This window comes from Deinococcus sp. Leaf326 (assembly GCF_001424185.1).
GTDB lineage: Bacteria > Deinococcota > Deinococci > Deinococcales > Deinococcaceae > Deinococcus.
Genome location: NZ_LMOM01000001.1, coordinates 337,825 through 356,594, shown reverse-complemented (window position 1 = coordinate 356,594; position 18,770 = coordinate 337,825). Strand labels below are relative to the sequence as shown.

Annotated in this window: 19 protein-coding genes; 10 read left to right on the top strand and 9 right to left on the bottom strand. The window is 71.2% G+C overall.

Going from position 1 to position 18,770, the window contains the following annotated elements; genetic code table 11:
* Positions 1 to 35: 35 nt before the first annotated feature.
* Positions 36 to 1,169, bottom strand: coding sequence for an LCP family protein (locus ASF71_RS01825; RefSeq protein WP_056293926.1), 1,134 nt, complete (start codon positions 1,167 to 1,169; stop codon positions 36 to 38).
* A gap of 192 nt (positions 1,170 to 1,361) precedes the next feature.
* Here ASF71_RS01825 and ASF71_RS01820 point away from each other — a divergent pair, with 192 nt between their 5' ends.
* Positions 1,362 to 2,381 carry an acryloyl-CoA reductase gene (locus ASF71_RS01820; protein WP_056293923.1) on the top strand — a complete coding sequence of 340 codons (1,020 nt, stop codon included), beginning with the start codon at positions 1,362 to 1,364 and terminating at the stop codon, positions 2,379 to 2,381.
* Between the two features lie 113 nt (positions 2,382 to 2,494).
* Entirely contained in the window at positions 2,495 to 3,187 is a 693-nt protein-coding gene (locus tag ASF71_RS01815) for a hypothetical protein (RefSeq protein WP_056293920.1), read from the top strand.
* 89 nt (positions 3,188 to 3,276) lie between these two features.
* Here the strand turns inward: ASF71_RS01815 and ASF71_RS01810 are convergent, their stop codons facing one another.
* On the bottom strand, positions 3,277 to 5,427 hold the full coding sequence (locus ASF71_RS01810) for a S8 family serine peptidase (RefSeq protein WP_082505307.1): 2,151 nt from the start codon (positions 5,425 to 5,427) through the stop codon (positions 3,277 to 3,279).
* A 129-nt stretch (positions 5,428 to 5,556) separates the two neighbouring features.
* Between ASF71_RS01810 and ASF71_RS01805 the strand changes: the two genes are divergently transcribed.
* The 3 genes from ASF71_RS01805 to ASF71_RS01795 all read left to right on the top strand — a co-directional run bounded on the left by ASF71_RS01805 (position 5,557) and on the right by ASF71_RS01795 (position 8,955).
* Positions 5,557 to 6,072: a metal-binding protein gene (locus ASF71_RS01805; protein WP_056293917.1), complete on the top strand. Its 516-nt coding sequence runs from the start codon at positions 5,557 to 5,559 to the stop codon at positions 6,070 to 6,072.
* A 199-nt stretch (positions 6,073 to 6,271) separates the two neighbouring features.
* The gene (locus ASF71_RS01800) at positions 6,272 to 8,539 is read left to right on the top strand and encodes an ATP-binding protein (RefSeq protein WP_056293913.1); all 2,268 of its coding nucleotides are present in this window, start codon (positions 6,272 to 6,274) and stop codon (positions 8,537 to 8,539) included.
* Complete coding sequence (locus ASF71_RS01795) at positions 8,536 to 8,955, top strand: response regulator (RefSeq protein ID WP_056293910.1); 420 nt, start codon at positions 8,536 to 8,538, stop codon at positions 8,953 to 8,955. Before ASF71_RS01800 ends, ASF71_RS01795 begins: the two co-directional genes overlap by 4 nt.
* A gap of 22 nt (positions 8,956 to 8,977) precedes the next feature.
* On the opposite strand, the gene ASF71_RS01790 is transcribed toward ASF71_RS01795, so the two are convergent.
* From ASF71_RS01790 to ASF71_RS01765, 6 genes are all read right to left on the bottom strand, one after another.
* Positions 8,978 to 9,718: a class I SAM-dependent methyltransferase gene (locus ASF71_RS01790; RefSeq protein ID WP_056295091.1), complete on the bottom strand. Its 741-nt coding sequence runs from the start codon at positions 9,716 to 9,718 to the stop codon at positions 8,978 to 8,980.
* A gap of 122 nt (positions 9,719 to 9,840) precedes the next feature.
* A complete protein-coding gene (locus tag ASF71_RS01785) occupies positions 9,841 to 11,100 on the bottom strand; it encodes a polysaccharide deacetylase family protein (protein WP_369814943.1) in 1,260 nt (419 codons plus the stop codon).
* On the bottom strand, positions 11,097 to 12,227 hold the full coding sequence (locus ASF71_RS01780; protein WP_200939646.1) for a glycosyltransferase: 1,131 nt from the start codon (positions 12,225 to 12,227) through the stop codon (positions 11,097 to 11,099). The genes ASF71_RS01785 and ASF71_RS01780 overlap by 4 nt, the downstream gene beginning before the upstream one ends.
* Positions 12,224 to 13,369: an LptF/LptG family permease gene (locus ASF71_RS01775; protein ID WP_056293906.1), complete on the bottom strand. Its 1,146-nt coding sequence runs from the start codon at positions 13,367 to 13,369 to the stop codon at positions 12,224 to 12,226. Before ASF71_RS01775 ends, ASF71_RS01780 begins: the two co-directional genes overlap by 4 nt.
* An 85-nt stretch (positions 13,370 to 13,454) precedes the next feature.
* Positions 13,455 to 13,883 carry a 3-hydroxyacyl-ACP dehydratase FabZ gene (fabZ, locus tag ASF71_RS01770; protein ID WP_056293900.1) on the bottom strand — a complete coding sequence of 143 codons (429 nt, stop codon included), beginning with the start codon at positions 13,881 to 13,883 and terminating at the stop codon, positions 13,455 to 13,457.
* Between the two features lie 187 nt (positions 13,884 to 14,070).
* Complete coding sequence (locus ASF71_RS01765; protein WP_235514082.1) at positions 14,071 to 14,310, bottom strand: hypothetical protein; 240 nt, start codon at positions 14,308 to 14,310, stop codon at positions 14,071 to 14,073.
* A gap of 134 nt (positions 14,311 to 14,444) precedes the next feature.
* On the opposite strand from ASF71_RS01765, the gene ASF71_RS01760 reads away from it, so the two are divergent.
* The 4 genes from ASF71_RS01760 (at position 14,445) to ASF71_RS01745 (ending at position 17,021) form a co-directional block, all read left to right on the top strand.
* Positions 14,445 to 14,696 carry a hypothetical protein gene (locus ASF71_RS01760; protein ID WP_056295083.1) on the top strand — a complete coding sequence of 84 codons (252 nt, stop codon included), beginning with the start codon at positions 14,445 to 14,447 and terminating at the stop codon, positions 14,694 to 14,696.
* Positions 14,697 to 14,802: 106 nt separating this feature from the next.
* On the top strand, positions 14,803 to 15,978 hold the full coding sequence (locus ASF71_RS01755; RefSeq protein WP_056293895.1) for an acyl-CoA dehydrogenase: 1,176 nt from the start codon (positions 14,803 to 14,805) through the stop codon (positions 15,976 to 15,978).
* A gap of 89 nt (positions 15,979 to 16,067) precedes the next feature.
* Positions 16,068 to 16,511: a DUF4174 domain-containing protein gene (locus ASF71_RS01750; RefSeq protein ID WP_056293892.1), complete on the top strand. Its 444-nt coding sequence runs from the start codon at positions 16,068 to 16,070 to the stop codon at positions 16,509 to 16,511.
* A 66-nt stretch (positions 16,512 to 16,577) separates the two neighbouring features.
* On the top strand, positions 16,578 to 17,021 hold the full coding sequence (locus ASF71_RS01745; protein ID WP_056293890.1) for a hypothetical protein: 444 nt from the start codon (positions 16,578 to 16,580) through the stop codon (positions 17,019 to 17,021).
* Positions 17,022 to 17,024: 3 nt separating this feature from the next.
* On the opposite strand, the gene ASF71_RS01740 is transcribed toward ASF71_RS01745, so the two are convergent.
* The gene (locus ASF71_RS01740) at positions 17,025 to 17,234 is read right to left on the bottom strand and encodes a hypothetical protein (RefSeq protein ID WP_056293887.1); all 210 of its coding nucleotides are present in this window, start codon (positions 17,232 to 17,234) and stop codon (positions 17,025 to 17,027) included.
* A gap of 153 nt (positions 17,235 to 17,387) precedes the next feature.
* Here ASF71_RS01740 and miaB point away from each other — a divergent pair, with 153 nt between their 5' ends.
* Positions 17,388 to 18,767 carry a tRNA (N6-isopentenyl adenosine(37)-C2)-methylthiotransferase MiaB gene (gene miaB, locus ASF71_RS01735; RefSeq protein WP_056293884.1) on the top strand — a complete coding sequence of 460 codons (1,380 nt, stop codon included), beginning with the start codon at positions 17,388 to 17,390 and terminating at the stop codon, positions 18,765 to 18,767.
* Positions 18,768 to 18,770: the final 3 nt, after the last annotated feature.

The window sequence follows — 18,770 nt, the reverse complement described above, 5'->3', positions numbered from 1 at the left end:
GGGGCTGGCCCCGTTTTCTGGCTCTGTTCCCCGGCCTACTCGGCGGGCGTGTCGCTGCCTAGGCGCACGGTCACGTCCAGGCCCGGCGCGCTGTCGCCGCTTACGCCGCCGTAGCCCAGGTCGCGGAGCAGCCGCGACGCGCCCGTGCCCGCGACGGCGGTGGTGCTCATGGTGCGTCGCGGCTCGTCCACGATGCTCACGTTCTGGTAGCCGGCCGCCTGGAGGCGCAGCACCAGCCGCCGCGCGCTGCCGCCCGGCGCGTCGATGTTCGCCACGCCTACCCGCAGGCCGCGCGGGTCGCCGGGATCGCGGAACATCTCGTTCACCTTGAGGGCCAGCGCGGAACGGTCGGCCACCCAGGTCGAGTCGCCGTAGGTTCCCGGCACGTCGGCGGTCTGAATCTTGAGGCCGCTGACGGCGGTGCCCAGCATCTCAGCCACCTGCCTACGGGTCAGGTCGGTGCGGGTGTTGTTGTAGGTCGTGCCGACCATGCCGGGCAGGCGCCACCAGTTCAGCGGGTTTTTCATCTTGGCGGCGACGGCGGTCAGAAATTCCTGCTGGCGGCCGACACGGCCAAGATCGCCGGTGTTGTCCTTGCGGAACCGCAGGTAGCCTTCCATCTGCTCGCCGCTCAGGCGTTGCCGGCCCGGTTGCAGGTCGATGTGGAGGTTGCCGGCGTTGTCGTCGTATTTCATGGCCTTGTCCACGGTCACGTTCACGCCGCCCACCGAGTTCGTCAGGTCGCGCAGGGCACTGACGGCCAGAAAGACGTAGCCGTCTACGGGCACCCCGGTCAGGCTCTGCACCGCCGCCTTGACCATCTCGGGGCCTCCGTGAACGTTCGCGCCGTTGATCTTGGCCCGCCCGTAGCCCGGAATGTCGACCACCGTGTCCCGCGGGATGCTGAGCATCCTGACCTCGCCGTTCGGCCGGAACTGGGCCAGAATCAGCGTGTCGGTTCGGGTGCCGAAGCTGTGGGGAATCTCGGGATACGGCCAGGTGGCCGAACTCCAGTCGTACTGCGCGTCCAGACCGGCCAGCACGATGTTTAGCGGCGCGTCGGCCTTGCGCGGCAGGGTGGCGTAGCGGCTCAGGGCAGGTACGGCGGGAGCGATCAGGGCAGCGAGACCTGCGAGCACGAGGACGAAAATCACGATACGGCGGCGCACGGCCCGAGCATAGCGGCCCGGTATGAGGGAACCCAAGCCACTTTTGGATGACCCGGACGGCTCCGGCCAGATGAAGGGGTAGGGCGCCCGTTCCGGCCGCCTCACCCGGTCTGCGGCGTAGCAGGCGCTACCCTACAGGTCCTTCTTCCTTCGGCGCGCCGCCTCTACCCCTTCCCCCCGAGGTGAATGTCCATGACCCAGTCTTCCGTCTCCGGCCCCCTTCCCGAGACCTTCCGCGCCCTGCGGATGCTCCGGGGCGACTCGGGCGCCTACCCCGAGATTCAGACCCTGCCACTCTCGGCCCTGCCGCCGGGCGACACCCTGGTGCGCGTCGCCTACAGCAGCCTGAACTACAAGGACGGGCTGGCCGTGGCGGGCCGGCCCGGCGTCCTGAAGACGTACCCGATGACGCCCGGCATCGACCTCGCGGGCGAGGTGCTGAGCTGCCCCACCGGGGCCTATGTGCCCGGCGACGCGGTCGTGCTGACCGGCTGGGGCATCGGCGAGCGCAGCGATGGGGGGTACGCCGAACTCGCGCGGGTCAATGCCGACTGGCTGGTGCCGCTGCCCCCTGGCACCACGCCCGAATGGGCCATGAGCGTGGGCACGGCGGGGTTCACGGCCATGCTGGCGGTGATGGCCCTCGAGGACCACGGGGTCACCCCGGAACGCGGCGAGGTGCTCGTCACGGGCGCGGCGGGTGGGGTCGGCAGCGCGGCGGTGGCCCTGCTTGCCGCGGCAGGGTTCGAGGTCGTTGCGAGCACTGGCCGCCTACAGGAGGAGGCGTACCTGCGTGGTCTGGGCGCCGCCCGCCTGATCGGCCGCGGCGACCTGCCCGCCCTCACCCGTCCCCTCGAGCGCGAGCAGTGGGCCGGCGTGGTGGATACGGTGGGCGGCGACACCCTGCGCGGCGCTCTGGCCGGCACGCGCACCCACGGCGCAGTCGCGGCCTGCGGGCTGGCGGGGGGCAGCGCCCTGGGGGGAACAGTGTTTCCCTTCATCCTGCGGGGCGTGACTCTGGCGGGCATCGACTCGGTCACCTGCCCCGTGCTCCGGCGCCGGGCCGCCTGGGCGCGGCTGGCCCGCGACCTGGGGGCCGAGAAGTTGGGGGACATGGTGCAGACACGGTCGCTGACAGACCTGCCCGCCCTGGCTGAAGCCATTCTGGCTGGGCAGGTGCGGGGGCGCACCGTGATAGATGTGAACGCCTGACGCCTGTTCAGCCGGTCGCCTGAAGGCTTAATGATGCTGAGCGTGTAAGAAACCCGGCGTTCTCTCCCATTTTCGTCAGAAACGCGTGAGGGTGAGTACCTACCTTGGGGGGTATGTTTCCCTCACCGAAGTTCCTGGCCCTCGGGACCCTCGCGCTCGTTCTCGCCTCGTGCAGCGGCACTTCGACTCCCCAGGCCTCCGAGCAGCCCACTGTGACCGTCATTGAGGGCAGGGTCACGAGCGCCTCGGGCGCCGGCACGGTCAGTGTCGCGGATCTGGCGGGAGTCACGGCCGCCACCGCCGCCGATGGTCGCTTCACCCTGACCCTGCCGCAGGGTACGGAAATGGCGTCCCGCTCGCAGGGCGCGGCACAGGTCATGTCCAACCTCCAGTGCGCCGGCAGCCTGAGCAGCAGCGACACCTCGGCGCGGGGGTACCTTGTGGCGAACCTTCAGGTGAGCGACGCGGCGGGTGCGCGCTCGGTCAGCGCCGTGCAGGGCAGCAAGACCGGCCTCCTGAGCCGCAATGTCGGCGGCCGCGCGTGGCTGTACGTGGACCGGGACACCCGCCTGAGCGGCAGCGTGGACTGCGCCAAGCTGCTGAACGTCTCCCAGATTTCCACCCTGCCCGTGACCATCGACGTGATCGCCAAGACCGGCTGGAACGTCGTGGACCTGAGCATCGGCGCGAGCGCCAACATCTTTGGGCAGGTCAGTGCCGGGGGTTCGGTCGTCAACTCGGTGACGGGAGCCACGGTAAGCGAGTGGCGCACCTCCGAGGAGTTGCAGGCCCAGATCTCGTTCTGAGGAAAGACGCGGCAGGCGGCCCGGACCTCATCTGTCCGGGCCGCTTTTCGGGTATGGGGGGCAGGGGGGCAGGCCGACCCCCATATCTCCTACGGAACCGGCGTCAGGTCGCCCAGGTCGGCGACCGGCGCGGTGGCCCCCAGCGTCACGCGGCGCTCGGTGCGTGGCTCGCCGCTCTCACCGTAGACCCTGTTGCCGTTGCGGTCGCGCCCGGCCACGACCGAGTAGCTGCCGTCCCCCAGGTACGCGGTGAAGCGGCCCAGCGAGTCCAGCGCGGGTTGAAAGGCCCGGCCCCGGTCGTCCTGCAGGCGCAGGCCCAGTGTGTCGCCGACTGCCCGGGCATTCAGGGCAGCGGCGGCGTTGATCATGCCCGAGCCGAACAGGTCGTCGCGTCCCGGCGCGCCGAGGTCGGTGGCGGTAGAGACCATGCGGGCAAGGGTGTCGTCGGGGCCGCTGGTCACGCCCTTGCTCAGGAGTAGCGCGGCCAGGGCCGCGACCTGCGGCGCGGCCTGGCTGGTGCCCGACTCGGCCTCGTAGTTGGGCTGGTCCCGGACATAGTCCCAGCTCGTCGAGAAGATCTCGTCGGGGAAGGGCGAGCCGCCCAGGACCGCGCCGTTGAAGGTCGTGCGCGCGAGATAGCTGGCGCCTCCCGGCGCACTGAGCTGCACCTGTGGGTAGGCGTTGCTGTACACGGCGTGCGCGGGCGCGCTGGCGCCCGACAGGGTGACGCTGGCGACCGACACCGCCCCCGCACAGGCCGCCGGATAGAAGGGCAGGGTGGTGCCGTCGTTTCCCGCCGCCGCGACCACCAGGGCGCCCCTGGCGTGGGCGTCGGCGATGGCGTCGCACATCGGCTGGCCCTCGGCCGCGCTCACCGCCCCGCCCAGGCTGAGGTTGATGACCTGCGCCGGATGGGGGTTGGTATAGGTCTTGCCGTCCAGGGTCACGCTCAGGCCGGCGGCGTAGCGCACGGCGTTCGCCACGTCGGCGGCCGTCGTGCCGCCGCTGCTGTCCAGGGCGCGCACCGGCAGCACCTTGACCGGCGCGCGGTAGGTGGCCCCCACCACGCCGGTCGGGCTGCATCCGGCGCAGGTGACGGTATTCTCGCCCCAGCGCGCGGCGATGATGCCCGTGACGTGCGTGCCGTGGCTCCCGCTGGTGCGCCCGGCGACACTGGGGTCGGTCGGGTCGGTGTCGGCGCCGTCGCCGTCGCCGTTGGCCGCGTCGGTGATCACGTCAAGGGCGCCGTCGGCCGGGCCGTACAGCTGTCCCACGAGATCGGGGTGATCGAAGCGCACGCCGGTATCCACGACGGCCACCGTCACGGGCCGGGTATAGCCGCCCGATTCCATGTCGCGCCACACCGCGCCGTAGCCCAGCAGCGGGTAGGCCCACTGCAGGGGGGCGTACTGGTCGGTGGGAGACACGGCGGAGGGCGTGGTCAGGGCGTGGAGGGTCACGTTGGGAACCGCCGTGAGTACGTTCGGGTCGGCCCGCAGCGCTGCGAGGGTGGAGGCGGTGGCTGGGGTGCCGAGCAATGCCGCGCGTCCTCCCAGCGGCGAGCGCGCCCCGGCCGCGATTCTCAGGCCGTCCAGGGTCGCGCGGGCCGTGGCCGCCGCGCCGCCCTGCGCCTGTGCCCGAACACTCCCCCTCTTCGTCAGCACGGCGTCGCGGACCCCGGCGTCGCGGTAGGTGACGATCACTCCCCGGCTGTCTGCGGCGCGGCCCACACCGAGGTCGGTGTCCCTGGTCCGGGTGTCGGCGCCCTCCAGACGTGCGGCGTCCACCACGCGGCCGCTCAGGCGGAACTGGTCGGCCTGGACGGTCCAGGTCGAGCGGCCCTCTCTGCCGTTCGCCAGGGTCCACACGACCTGAAAACTGCCGTTCAGGACGCTCTGCCCCGCGTCCAGGGGTGTACCGGCGGCGCGGTCGGCACTGACCGTCAGGGCCACGTCACCGCTGCCCGACGCCGGAGAGACTGTCAGCCAGTCCGGCACGCCCCGCACCGTCCAGGTGCCGGAGAAGGGCTGTCTGGCCGGCGCGCTGATTGCCTGCCCCAGCGGCACGGTCTGGGCTTGGAGCCCCGTCCCTGACAGCCCCGTGTTCGGCGTCTCTCCCGGGGTCTGGTCGCAGGCCGAGAGCAGCAGGGCGGCGGCCAGCAGGCTGCCGGTCAGGCCCCGGCGCAGCGCGAGGGGCGAAACCGACGGACTCTGGAGCAGGCGCGGAGTGATGAACTTCATGCCTGCCCAGCATGGCGTATGAAGCGTGACGGCAGATGAACGGACGCCGCTGCATGAAGCTCTCTCGGCGCACCGTGCGTCCGGCTCCGCCTAGCTGCGGCCCGCCCACTTGTGCCACAGTGGGCCGCGATGCCCAGCGGCCGTGTTCACAACCTCATCAACCTCGCCGCCTACGCCGTGCTGGCCGCCGGAGCGCTCGCCGCGAGCCGTCAGGACCTCATCGGGGTGACGCCCGCGCAGGCCATCAATTTCACGCTGGGTTTCCTGGCCGGGACGTTCCTGCTCTCGCCCGACCTCGACCTCTCGGAAGGCCGGGTGGACAGCAAGCGGCGCTGGGGCATCCTGGGGTTCGTCTGGGTGCCCTACGGGCGCATGTTCAGCCACCGGGGCCTGTCGCACACCTGGCTGCTGGGCCCACTGACCCGGCTGGCCTATGTGGCCGTGCTGCTGGGGCTGGTGGCTGGTATGATCAGGGCCCTCTTTCCGGCCTGGCAGTGGCCGGCGCTGCCCGAACCCGTGGGTGCAAAATTTGCCGTGCCCCTGCTGCTGGGCTATTACCTCAGCCAGTGGCTCCATCTCATCGCCGACGGTGTCCACCCCGACCACGGCGTGCGTCACAGCCTCCGCAAACTGCGCCGCCGCTGAGCCGCGCAGGCCCAGGCCAAACTGGGATGCCTGGGGAAAGGGAACACCCCCATAGGGCGGCGTTCCCACTGACCCGCAGTCCAAATGCCCTGTCGGCCGTGTGATATTCTTCGCAAACGACCGTGCCTGACCTCCGAGCCCCCCTCTCCCTTGCACGCGCCACGCGACCCATCCGGGGACCCTCCGAAAGAAGGTCCTCATGACCGGTCCCCGCGCCGTGACCGACCTGCTGCCTCCGATCTATCTGGGCGGTCCCGAGATCACCACCGACAACTGCGAGCGGGAGGCGATCCACATTCCGGGCAGCATCCAGCCGCACGGCGCACTGCTGGTGCTCGGCGACGGCCTACAGGTGGTCCAGGCCAGTGAGAATGTGGGAGCGTTCCTGGTGGCCGGTCCGGAAACGGTGCTGGGTCAGCCGCTGGGCTGCCTCATCGGCGAGGAGGAGGCGGGAGCGCTGGAGCTGGCCCTGCCGCCCGGCTCGCCCGATCACCTCCAGTACCGCGGGCGGGTCGTGGCTGGTGGCGGCGCCCTGACCGCCGACCTCGCCCTGACCGCCCACCGGACCGGCGAGCGCCTGATCGTCGAGCTCGAGCCCGAGGGCACGCCCAGCCGGCGGGTGGCCCACGCGCTGCGCAACGCCGTCTTCGCCCTGGAAAGTGCGCCGACGCTCCAGGCCCTCGCGGAGGCGGCGGTGCGGGCCGTGCGCGAGATCAGCGGGCTGGACCGCGTGATGCTCTACCGCTTCGCGGCCGACGACACCGGCGAGGTGATCGCCGAGGACCGCCGGGAAGACCTGCACCCCTTTCTGGGCCACCGTTTTCCGGAGTCCGACATTCCGGCGCAGGCCCGCGCGCTGTATGTGCGCCACCTGCTGCGCCTGACCGCCGACGTGGACGCCCCGCCCTCGCCCCTGCGCCCGCTTCTCGATCCGCAGACGGGCGCGCCCGCGCAGCTCGGCGGAGCGGTGCTGCGCGCGACCTCGCCCATGCACCTGCGCTACCTGCGCAACATGGGCGTGGCGTCGAGCCTGTCGGTGTCGGTGGTCGTGGACGGTCGGCTGTGGGGCCTGATCTCCTGTCACCACACCTCGCCCTACGCTGTACCCCCCGAGGTCCGCAGCGCCATGGAGGACCTCGGGCGGCTGCTCAACCTTCAGGTGCGCCTCAAGTCGCGCGCCGACACCGACGCCTTCCGGGAGACCCTGCGGGAGCGCCACGAGCGGGTCACGGGGGCGGCCACGCACTCCCTGACCCCCCTTGCGGCCTTGGCCGATCCTGCCCTGGACCTGCCGGGCCTGCTCGCGGCCGGGGGGGCGGCCCTGCACTTCGAGGGCCAGTGGCGCACCCTGGGAGCCGCCCCCGCGCCCGAACTGCTGGGTGAGCTGCTGGACTGGCTGCGGGCGCAGGCGGGCGACGATCCGCTGTACGTCACCGAGTCGCTGAGTACCGACTGGGCGCCGGGCGCGGCCGTCATCGCGCAGGCGAGCGGGCTGCTGGCCCTGAGTGTGGGGCGCGGCTGGAATGAGGCCGTGCTGTGGTTCCGGCCGGAGATCGTGCGCGAGGTCGCCTGGGGCGGCGCGACTCCCGACCGCGCCAAGGATGACCTCGGCCCCCGGCGGTCCTTCGACACCTATCTGGAGCGGGTGCGGGCCTACGGCGAGCCCTGGCACCCCGGCGAGGTGGAGGAGGCGCGCGACCTGCAGCGCACCCTGAGCGCCGCCCTGGGCGAGCGCCTGAGTACCCTGCGCCGGCTCAACGAGGCGCTGGAACGCTCGGCGGCCGAGTGGCGGCAGTACGCCTTCGTGATCGCGCACGACATGCAGGAGCCCGTGCGGCTGATCTCGCAGTTCGTCGAGCTGTTCCGGCTGCGCTACGGCGGCCAGATCGACCCCGGCGCCGAACAGCTCATCGGTTTCGTCGTGGGGGAGACGGGGCGGCTGCGTGGCCTGACCACCGACCTGTACGCCTACACCGAGTTGCAGTCCGCCGCGCGGCTGCACTCTACCGAGACCAGCCTGCAAGACGCGCTGCGCGGGGCCCTTGCCGAACTCGCGCCGCTGGTCGCCTCGCGCACGCCCGCGCTGGAACTGCCCGAGACGTGGCCCACCGTCCGGGCCGACCCGGTGCGGCTGCGCGAACTGCTCACGCACCTGCTGCGCAACGCCCTGATCTTCAGCGCGCCGTATCCGGTGCGGGTGGCGCTGGAAGTGCGGGCGTTGCCGGGTGCGGGCGGTTGGGCCGTGACCGTGCGGGACGACGGCCCCGGGATCGCGCCCGAGTACCACGAGAAGATCTTCCAGATTTTTCAGCGGCTGGGCCGCAACGACGCGTCGGGTAACGGGCTGGGGCTGGCGCTAGCGCGCAAGATCGCGCAGCTGCACGGCAGCGATCTGACGGTCGAGTCGGGACCGGGCCAGGGCAGCGCCTTTACCTTCACGCTGCCTTCGGCCGGAGGCGAGGGGTGAGTCAGGTGCCCAGGCTGCTGCTCGTGGACGACAGCGAAGCCGACCTGTACCTGCTGGAAGCCGCTCTGGAGCAGCACGGCGAGGCGCTGGACATTGCCCTGGCCCACGACGGCGAAGAGGCGATGGCGGCCCTGCGGAGCGCGGCGGGCGGCGGGCGCCTGCCCGACCTGCTCGTGCTGGACCTGAACATGCCGCGCATGGGGGGGTTCGAGGTGCTGGGCGCCGTGCGCGCCGACCCGGCGCTGCGGGCGCTGCGGGTCGTCATCTTCACCACGTCCACGGCCAAGGGCGACGAGCAGCGCGCCTACGAGCTGGGAGCCACCGCCTTTATGACCAAGCCCATGCAGCTCGGCGACTTCATGGCGCTGGGCCCGAAGCTCGCGTCGTTCTGGCAGCTCGACCCGGTGCAGGGCTAGCGGGTCCAGGGAACGCGCCGAGTCACTCGCCCTGCGTCTGGAAGACCATCACCTCGCTGTTCTCGGTGACGGGGCCGCCCTGAAAGCTCCCGGTCACGCGCGGAGCCGCGAAGCCCGCGCAGCGCAGCAGCCACTCGGCCTCGAAACGGGTGTAGTAGCGCTGCGTGAGGGTGTAGTGCCGCCGCGAGAGCTGGCCCTGCGGCGTGGTCGTATCGGCGAAATACTCGGTGGTGAGCAGCTGTGCGGGCGGGTCATGGCGCTGCACCAGGAAGACGTCGGTACGCGCGCCGTCCGGCGCATAGAAGGTCTCGCCCTCGTGGCGCAGCGTGCCCAGTGCCCCGAAGCGCGGCAGGTAGAGGTCGAAGGCGAAGGTCCCACCCGGCGCGAGGTGCGCGCGGATATTGCGCAGCGCTGCGAGCTGCTCGGCGGGCGTGTAGAGGTGCATGAGCGCGTTGAAGGGCGCCAGGATGAGGCCGAAACGCTCCGGCAGCGCGAAGCTGCCCGCGTCGCCCTGCACGAAGTCCAGGCTCAGACCCTCGCGCTCCGCCCGCTCGCGCGCCCGCCCGATCATGCGGGCGCTGGGTTCCAGGCCGGTGACCTGGGCCCCCCGGCGGGCCAGGAAGGCGGTCACGCGGCCGGTGCCCGAGCCGATCTCCAGCACGCGGCCCGGCGCGCGCTCCGCCAGCCCGGCGTAGAAGTGCAGGTCGTCGCGGTACAGGTCGTACTGGTGGTCGTACAGCTCGGAGAAATCGTCGTAATCCACGCTGTCCAGGGTAGCGTTCATACGGACTTCCACGGTCCCCAGCAGTCTTCCGGGGTTCATCCAACCAGAGGGAATAGGGAGAACAGGAGGAGTTCGCGGCAGGTCACCAGGCGCAGTCCCGATCAGGAGGCGCCGGGTTCCGTTTGTTCGCCGTACAGCCGCAGGTATTCGGCGCGGCTCAGGATGCTCAGGCGCGGCGGCTGGGCCTCGCCCTGGCTGCCGTATACCCAGCGCAGCACGTTGGCCCAGCGCCGCAGCCGCCGTTCGTCGGCCGCCGGAATGGTCTGCATCTCGAAATGCACGATTCCCAGCAGCGGCGACAGGGCCGAGAGGCAGAAGATCACCTCGGCGTCCCGCAGGTCCGGGCGGGACGCCAGGTCGCGCGCCATGAAGGGCAGATCGCGCGACCGGCCCTGCCGCACGGCGTTGCGCGGCCCGATATCTACAATGAGCGGGTTGTTGACATGGAACTCGGCGGCGGGGGTGCCCTTCGGGACCGGCGTGCCGTCGGCCAGCCGTACGCCGGCCAGCGGAAAGGCCACCGGACCCAGCCGGAACAGCGTATCGGCCCGCCCACCCACCGGCCGGATGTTGCCGGCGCGGTCGAACAGGTGGTCGAGGAGCAAAAAGGCCCGGCGCCGCAGCGCCGCGAGGTCGCCGGGCTGCGCGCCGCCGAGCCCGCCCATGGTCACAAAACCGTAGCCGCGCGCCCGCAGGTCGGCCAGCAGGTCCGGCAGCAGCGGGACGGTCACGCGGGCGCCGGGGCCGGCGTCGTGCAGCACGACCACCGCGCCGGGGTACACCAGCCGTCCCAGCCGCTCGCGGACGCTCCGGGGCGTGGAGGCGGGGTGCCAGTCGCGGCCCTCGACCGACCAGTGCGCTCCCCGGACCCCGGCGCGGCGCTGTCCCCACAGCGTGCCCAGCGTGTAGGCGCCGTGTGGCGGCCGGTGCAACGTGGCGGGCTGCCCGGTGATCGCCGCGAGCTGCCGCGCGGCCCACAGGGGATCGCGGGCGGCTCCCCAGGGCGTGCGCAGCCAGGCGTGGACATGGCGCTGTGCGTGCGGCTCGACCTGGTGGCCCTCCGCCAGCATCCGCGCGATGAGCTCCGGGTGCGCGCGTGCGCGCGGTGTGACCACGAAGAAGGTGGCCTGCGCTCCAGCCGCCGCCAGGGCGTCGAGCACGGCGGGTGTGGTCTGGGGATCGGGCCCGTCGTCAAAGGTGAGGGCCAGCTCGCGTCTGGCTTTGCGGCCCTCGCGGATCAGGCCCAGGCCGGCGAGCTGCACGAGCACGTAGGGCAGGCCTATGGAGGCGAGCAGGACCAGCCCCAGTCCGGCGCCGGCGCCCGGCACCCACGCCCGGCCGCGCTTCCCAGCCCTGGTCACGCCCGGCCCAGGGCGCGCAGGAGGGCGTCCGCCACGCGGTCGGCGGCGTCGGGTACACCCAGCACGCGGCTGCCCGCACTCAGGCGGGCGTGCTCGTCGGGGTCCAGGGCGCGCAGCACCGCCCGGCGCAGGTCGGCGGGCCCGCGCGCCCACAGGCCGGCGCCGCCGCGTTCCAGGTAGTCGGCGTTGTGTTCCTCCTGCCCCGGAATCGGTGCGTGGACGACCATAGGGATGCCCAGCGCAGTCGCCTCGGCCACCGTCAGGCCGCCGGCTTTCCCCACCACGAGGTCGGAGGCGGCCAGCAGCTCGGGAAAGGCGGCCGTGTACCCGAGATGGTGGATGGTCGCGCCGCCGCGGACCTCGGTGCCCTGCTCACGCGCGCCGGCCAGCACGAGGACCTGCACCGCGCGTCCCAGGTTGGCGAGCGTATCGAGCGCCGCCGCCTGCGCGCGGAAGGTGCCCGTGCCCCCGCCCGAGATCAGGATCAGGGGCCGGTCTTCACGCAGGCCGTGGCGGCGGCGCAGGTCATTCCGGTCTGCGCCCAGCAGCTCACGGTAGACCGGCGAGATAGGAATGCCGCTCACGACGACCTTCCCAGCCGCCATGCCGCGCGCCACCATCTGCTCCTTGGTCTCGGGCGAGGCGACGAACAGCAACTCGGCCTCCTGCCGGACCCAGTGGTAGTGCACGCGGTAGTCGGTGACGATGAGGGCGTTCAGGAACTGGCGCCCGGTGCGCCGCCGCGCCGTGCCCGCCAGCGCCGTCGAGGCCCAGTAGCTGCTCAGAACGAGGTCGGGACGGCTGCGCTCCAGATCGGCCAGCATCCCGCGCAGGCCCACCCGAGTAAAGCCCTTGCTGATGAAGTTGATGGGATGTTCAAGGTCGGTGAAGCGGTAGAAGCCCTGGTACATCCATGGAGCGTGCCGCAGCTCGAAGTTGTAGAGGTCCACCGTGAGGGTGCGCTCGGGAGCGTTCAGGTACTCGACCGCGTCGCCGTGGAAGTCCTGAAAGGGTACGCCGCGCGCGCGCAGGGCCGCCTGCACGGCCCGCTGCGCCTGCTGGTGCCCCGACCCGATGGACGCCGAGACGAACAGCGCGCGCAGTTCGTCCATCTGGCCCCCCGTCATGAGCGCCTCAGCAGCCACAGCCCACCCAGCGCGAAGACGATATTGGCGAGCCACACGCCCAGCTCGGGCAGCCCCGGCACCAGCCCGGCGAGGCTCAGGCCCACCGAGAACAGCAGGTAGTAGGCCACCGCGATGAGGAGCGCCACGCCCAGGCTGACACCCAGCGTGCGCCCGAAGCGCAGGGCGAAGGGCAGGGCCGCGAGCACGAGCACGAGGTTAGCGAAGGGCAGCGCCAGCTTGCGGTTCAGGCTGAGCCGGGCGGCCGCGCGGTCACTGTCCTTCACGCCGGGGGCGGTCAGGGCCGTGATGAGTTCCGGCCAGCCCTCACTGTCGGCGCCGATGGCATCGGCGTACTGCGCCAGCGTCTGCTTGCGCGACAGCCCCGTGTCTACGTTCAGCGGGTCGGTGTCGTTCTGCGGCACCACCACGCTGGGAAACACGGCCTGCACGGCGGCCTGGAGCGCCGCCGGGTCGTTGTCCGGCACGGCCGACAGGGCCTTGACCGCGCCGTAGTCCACGCCGTACACGCCGTACCCGCGCAGCGAGAGCTGGTTGTTTTCGAAGGTGCCCCGGTCGGCGAAGATGACTGTGCCGCGTCTGGGGTTGTCGGCCTGCCACTTCTCGACGCGCACGCCGCGCATCTCCCGGCTGGCCGCGTCGTAGCCCTGGATATAGAGGGTCAGGCCCGCGCCCAGGTCCACCGTCTTGCCGCTTAGTTGCGACAGACCCGCGCCGGTCAGGGCGTCCCAGTACAGCCCACGCGTCTCGACGTTGGCGCGCGGCGCGACCCACAGGCTCAGCCATACGCTCAGTGCCGTGACGAGCAGCCCCAGCACCGCCGCCGGCCGCGCCAGACGCCCCAGGCTCAGGCCGCCCGACTGCACTGCCACGAGCTCGCGCTCGGTGTTCATGCGCCCGAAGGCCACCACGGTCATGAGGACCACCGCCATGGGCAGCACCTTGACCAGCGTGTCGGGCATCTGGTAGCCGATCCAGCGCGCAATGAGGCTCACGGGCACTCCCGCGAGCCACTGGCTGGAGATGAAGAAGTACCCGAAGCTCAGGATCGCCGTGAACAGCAGCGTGCCCGCTAGCAGCGGCGGTACGAGTTCGGCCGTGACGAGGCGGGTGAGGCGGGTCAAGACGCGGCCCTCTCCGGGGCCGCGGCGTCAGGGCCGTGGGCAGCGGAGAACGCGCACGGCCCGTGGCCCGCAGCCCACCGCCCGGTCACGGCTTGGCCACCGCGAACAGGATCGTCGCTTCGGCGGCCACCACACCGTCTACCTCGGCGCGGCAGGTCGTCTTGCCCAGGCCCCGGCGCAGGAATTCCAGCTTGGCGTGCAGGTGCAGTTGGTCGCCCGGAATCACCTTGCGCTTGAAGCGGGCGCCCTCGATGCCGGCGAGGTAGCCCACCGTGCCGGGTTCGGTCTGGCCGTGCAGGCAGAACATGCTCGCCTGCGCCAGCGCCTCGGTGATCAGGACGCCCGGCATGACCGGCTCCTGCGGAAAGTGGCCGGGAAAGAAGGGCTCGTTGATGGTCACGTTCTTGATGGCGTGGACCACGCCGCCCTCCACACTCAGGACCCGGTCCACGAGGACGAAGGGAAAGCGGTGGGGGAGGGTCGCCAGGACGTCTTGAATGAGCAGGGGTTCCATAGGGGGCCTCCAGACGGGGGCGGGCAGGCAGGGCCCCGCTCCCGGGCCGTCCCATCTTATACGGCCTCCGGGGAAGCCCGGGGCCGAGCAGCGCGGAGAACTGGCGCGGAAAGCGGCCAGTCAGCAGAGGTCTGGTGGCCTCTACCGCGCGGGTAGGGTGCCTGTACGCGGCCGGCCCACGCGCCGCTCAGGCGCGGGGTTTGAGGTAGGCCGCCAGTCCCAGCAGCGCGCTGGCGAGCAACGATAGGGTGACCGCGTGCGCGAAACCGCCAGCTCCGCCCAGCGCGAGGGTGCTCAGGGTGCCCAGCGAGCGCAGCCACAGCGGCGCGGCGAGGTTCAGCGAGGCGAAAGCGCCCAGCGCCAGCGCAGCCAGCCCCAGCCCCAGCACCCCCAGCAGCACAGTCAGTATCCAGGCCAGCGCACGCAAGGTCGCCTCCCGGTTCGGTCCGTCGGTCGTGGGCGGCCTGTCATCGGCGCGCATTGTACGGGTCGGGCGTGAGCGCCGTCATGAAGGAGCGTGCTGGTCCCCTTGGGGAGGCCGCGCCCGCTACACTCGGCCGCGTGAGCCTGCCTGCCCGTGTCCGCGTGACCCGCCCGCCTCTGCCTCTGGCCCCGGCGCTGAGAACTGCCGCCGCCCGCCTGTGTCCCGGGGCGCCGTTGTCGGACCTGGCCGCTGCCGCCCTGGCGATCGCCGGTGGAGCTGTGATCGGCGCACACCTGCGCTGGGAGGGCGGCGAGGCGGTTTTCGTCGAGAGTGGGTGGCGCGGCCGGGGGATCAAGGAGGCGCTGGCGCGGGAGGTGGCCGGAGAGTGAGGCCAGAGGGGACGGAGCCGCTCCCTCTTTCCTCGGCCCTTCCTGTGCCCCTTACCCTGCACCGAGCACTCCGCATCTCCTAACAACCGTTTGGTAGCCTGGGATCATGACCACCACCGCCGCCGCTCCCGGCATGGCTTTTGCCCTGTCGGACGACCAGCGTCTCATCGTGCAGCATGTCCGCGACTACTGCCGCGCTGAAATCGCTCCCAAGGCTGCCGAGTACGACCGCAGCGGCGAATTTCCCCGCGAGCAGTTACGCGGGCTGGCCGAGCTGGGCCTGATGGGCGCGACCGTTCCCGAGCGCTGGGGCGGCGCGGGCCTGGACGGCGTGACCTACGCCCTATGCCTGGAGGAGATCGCGGCGGCCGACGCCAGTGTGGCTGTGATCGTCAGTGTGCAGAACGGCCTGCCGGAGAAGATGCTGCTGCGGTACGGCACCGACGCCCAGCGCGAGAAGTACCTGCGGCCCCTGGCCAGCGGCGAGCACCTCGGGGCGTTTTGCCTGACCGAGTCGGGTGCGGGCAGCGACGCGGCCAGTCTGCGCCTGCGGGCCGAGCGCGACGGCGACACCTGGGTCCTGAATGGTGCGAAGGCCTGGATCACCTCGGGCAACCAGGCCGACACGTTTCTGGTCATGGCGCGCACCGGGGGCGCGGGCGCGCGCGGCGTGAGCTGCTTCGTCGTCGAGAAGGGCACGCCGGGCCTGAGCACTGGCCGCCCCGAGGAGAAGATGGGCCTACACGCCGCCCACACGACCACCGTCACCTTCGACGGCGTGCGCGTCCCGGCGGAAAACATGGTGGGCGAGGAAGGTCAGGGGCTCGTGGTGGCGCTCGCCAGCCTGGACAGCGGGCGCGTGGGCATCGCCATGCAGGCCCTCGGCATCGCCCGCGCCGCGATGGAGCACGCCGCGCAGTACGCCTGCGAGCGCGAGCAGTTCGGCAAGAAGCTGCGCGAGTTCGAGGGCGTGTCCTTCAAGGTCGCGCGCATGGCCGCCCGCATCGAGTCGGCGCGGCTCGTCGCCCTCAAGGCGGCGTGGCTGGGCGAGGAGGGAAGGCCTTTTGGCAAGGAGGCCAGCATCGCCAAACTGCTGGCGAGCGAGGCGGCGGTGGACGTGACCCGCGACGCCATCCAGATTTTCGGGGGCAACGGCTACAGCCGCGAGTACCCGGTCGAGCGGCTCTACCGCGATGCCAAGGTCACCGAAATCTACGAGGGGACGAGCGAGATCCAGCAACTCGTCATCAGCCGCGCCGTCTTCGCGGAACTGGGCGAGTAGGGCAGTTGGGGCGGGGCAGGGGCCAGGGCCTCAAGCGGCCTTGCTCTGCTTCCTACTTCCCACACGTCCCGCCGCCCCACACTGAGGGTATGACCCTCGTTGCTCGCCTGCTCGCCGTGACGGCCCTGGGAAGTGGGCTGGCCGGCACCGCGTCCCTGAATCTCCGGACCGGTGCCGGACAACCCTGGTCGCTGTCGGGCGTCCTGGGACGCGAGCGGGTGCTCGTCGTAAACCGGCCCTCCGCTGCCTACCTGGCAGAGATGCGCCGCCAGGACGCGGTATTGCAGGGTTACGACCTGCGCGTGGTGGCCCTGCTGCCGCCCGGCGACGTCCGGCTGCGGGGGCCCGGCACCCTCATGCTCACCCTGCTGGCCGACCCCGGTGGCCAGGCGGGTGCGCAGTACGGCCCCGCGACCCTGATCGGCAAGGACACGGGCGTGAAGGCGCGTTACGGCTCGCCTCCCAGTCTGAAGACGGTCGGCAGCCTCATCGATACCATGCCCATGCGCCAGCAGGAGCGGCGCAGCCGCTAGACCTCAAGTGCCGTCTGTCTGGGCGCGCGTCAGACCCCGTTCATGAGGGGTCCGTAAGCTCGGCCCATGTCCCCTGCCCGCGCCGCACTGCCCCTCGCCGCCCTCCTGCTCGCGCCCGCGCTGGGCGGCTGCGCCATCGGGGCGTACATCAACCCCGAGACGCCGCTGGAACGGGCGGTGAACGGCACCTACGAGGGCGTGGGCAACGGCATCACCGGCCGCGTGCCCTACCGGCTGGTCCTGAACGTGCAGGAGCGTGCGGGCCGGGCCAGCGGCGTCCTGACCAATCTGGAAAGCAAGAAGGCCTACGCCGCGACCGGCAGCTTCCGGCCGGCCGAGGGTGGGGGGGCGATCGACCTCACCATGTACGAAGGCGGCGACAAGTACCGCGCGGCGCTGCACGGTGAGCTGCGCGGCGGGACCATCGCCGGGCAGCTCAAGACCGTCCTGCTGGGCCGGGAACTGTTTCCCTACAACGTGACGCTCAACAAGGTGACGGCGACGCCCTGAAGCTCAGAACCGGCGGGCCAGCCAGCGCAGCAGACTCCAGAGGTAGCTCAGAAGTGCGCCTGCGGTGAGCAGCAATCCGGCGATCACCACCGCGTCGACGGCGAGGAGCCCACCGGCCACGAGAACGAGCAGGCCCATCAGCAGCACGCCGCCCCGGACGCTGAGCTGCGAGAGGGTCACGAGTCCTTCTAGGAAATCCAGGAAGCCCTGCATGCTCCCGGTACGCCCCGGACGCGCCTCCGGTTCCCGGCCGGCCCCGTTTCTCCGCTCTGGTATGCTGGCGAGCGGCCCGCGCGGCGGCACAGAAAGTGCCCCCCAGGCGGAAAGACGGCCCCGGAATCCCTCCGTTCGGCCGGGAGGAGTGACATGAAGGCACACCTGATCACCTACGGGTGTCAGATGAACGAGTACGACACGCACCTGGTGCAGAGCCAGCTCGTGAGTTTCGGCGCGGACATCGTGGATAGCGTGGACGAGGCTGACTTCGTCCTGGTCAACACCTGCGCCGTGCGCGGCAAGCCGGTGGACAAGGTCCGCTCGCTGCTGGGCGAGTTGCGTAAGCAAAAGGCGCAGCGCTCGCTGGTCGTCGGCATGATGGGCTGCCTCGCGCAGCTTGAAGAGGGCCAGCAGATCGCCCGCAAGTTCGAGGTGGACGTGCTGCTGGGACCCGGCAGTCTGCTCGACATCGGCAAGGCGCTGGAGAGCAGCGAGCGCTTCTGGGGCCTGCAGTTCAAAGACGAGCTGCACGGCCACATCCCGCCGTCGCCCGCGGGCAAGTTGCAGGCCCACCTGACCATCATGCGCGGCTGTGATCACCACTGCACCTACTGCATCGTGCCGACCACGCGCGGCCCGCAGGTCAGCCGCTCGCCGGACGACATCCTGCGCGAGCTCGACCTGCAACTCGCGGCGGGCGTGCAGGAAGTGACGCTGCTGGGCCAGAACGTGAACGCCTACGGCGTGGACGGCGGCGCGCGGCTGGCCGGCTACCCGTCCTTCGCCGACCTGCTGCGGCAGGTGGGCCGGAGCGGCGTGCGGCGGGTCAAATTCACGACCTCGCACCCCATGAACTTCACCGAGGACGTGGCGGCCGCGATGGCCGAGACGCCCGCCGTGTGCGAGTTCGTGCACCTGCCGGTGCAGAGCGGCTCCAACCGCGTGCTGCGGCGCATGGCCCGCGAGTACACCCGCGAGAAGTACCTGGAGCACATCGCCCAGATTCGCAGGCACATGCCGAACGCCGTTCTGGCGACCGACATCATCGTGGGCTTTCCCGGCGAGACCGAGGAAGACTTTCAGGAGACCCTCTCCCTGTACGACGAGGTGGGCTACGACTCGGCGTACATGTTTATCTACTCGCCCCGGCCCGGCACGCCCAGCTACAAGCACTTTGCCGACCTGCCGCGCGAGCTCAAGACCGAGCGGCTCCAGCGCCTGATCGCCCGGCAGAAGGAGTGGTCCAACCGCAAGAACGCCGAGAAGGTCGGCACTGTGCAGGAGGTGCTGCTGCGCGGCGACGCCCACGAGTCCGGGTTTCTCGAAGGTCACACGCGCGGCAACCATCCCACCGTGGTCCCCAAGGCGGTCGGGGCGGACGGCGCGGGCATCGTGCGGGTCCGCATCGAGCACGCCACACCGCACATGATGTACGGCAAGATTCTGGGCGCCGACGGTTTACCGTTGCCCGAGCTGCCGCGGTTCACCCCCGAGTCGGCCGCCCTGAGCAGCCCGCTCCAGATGGTCTGAGCC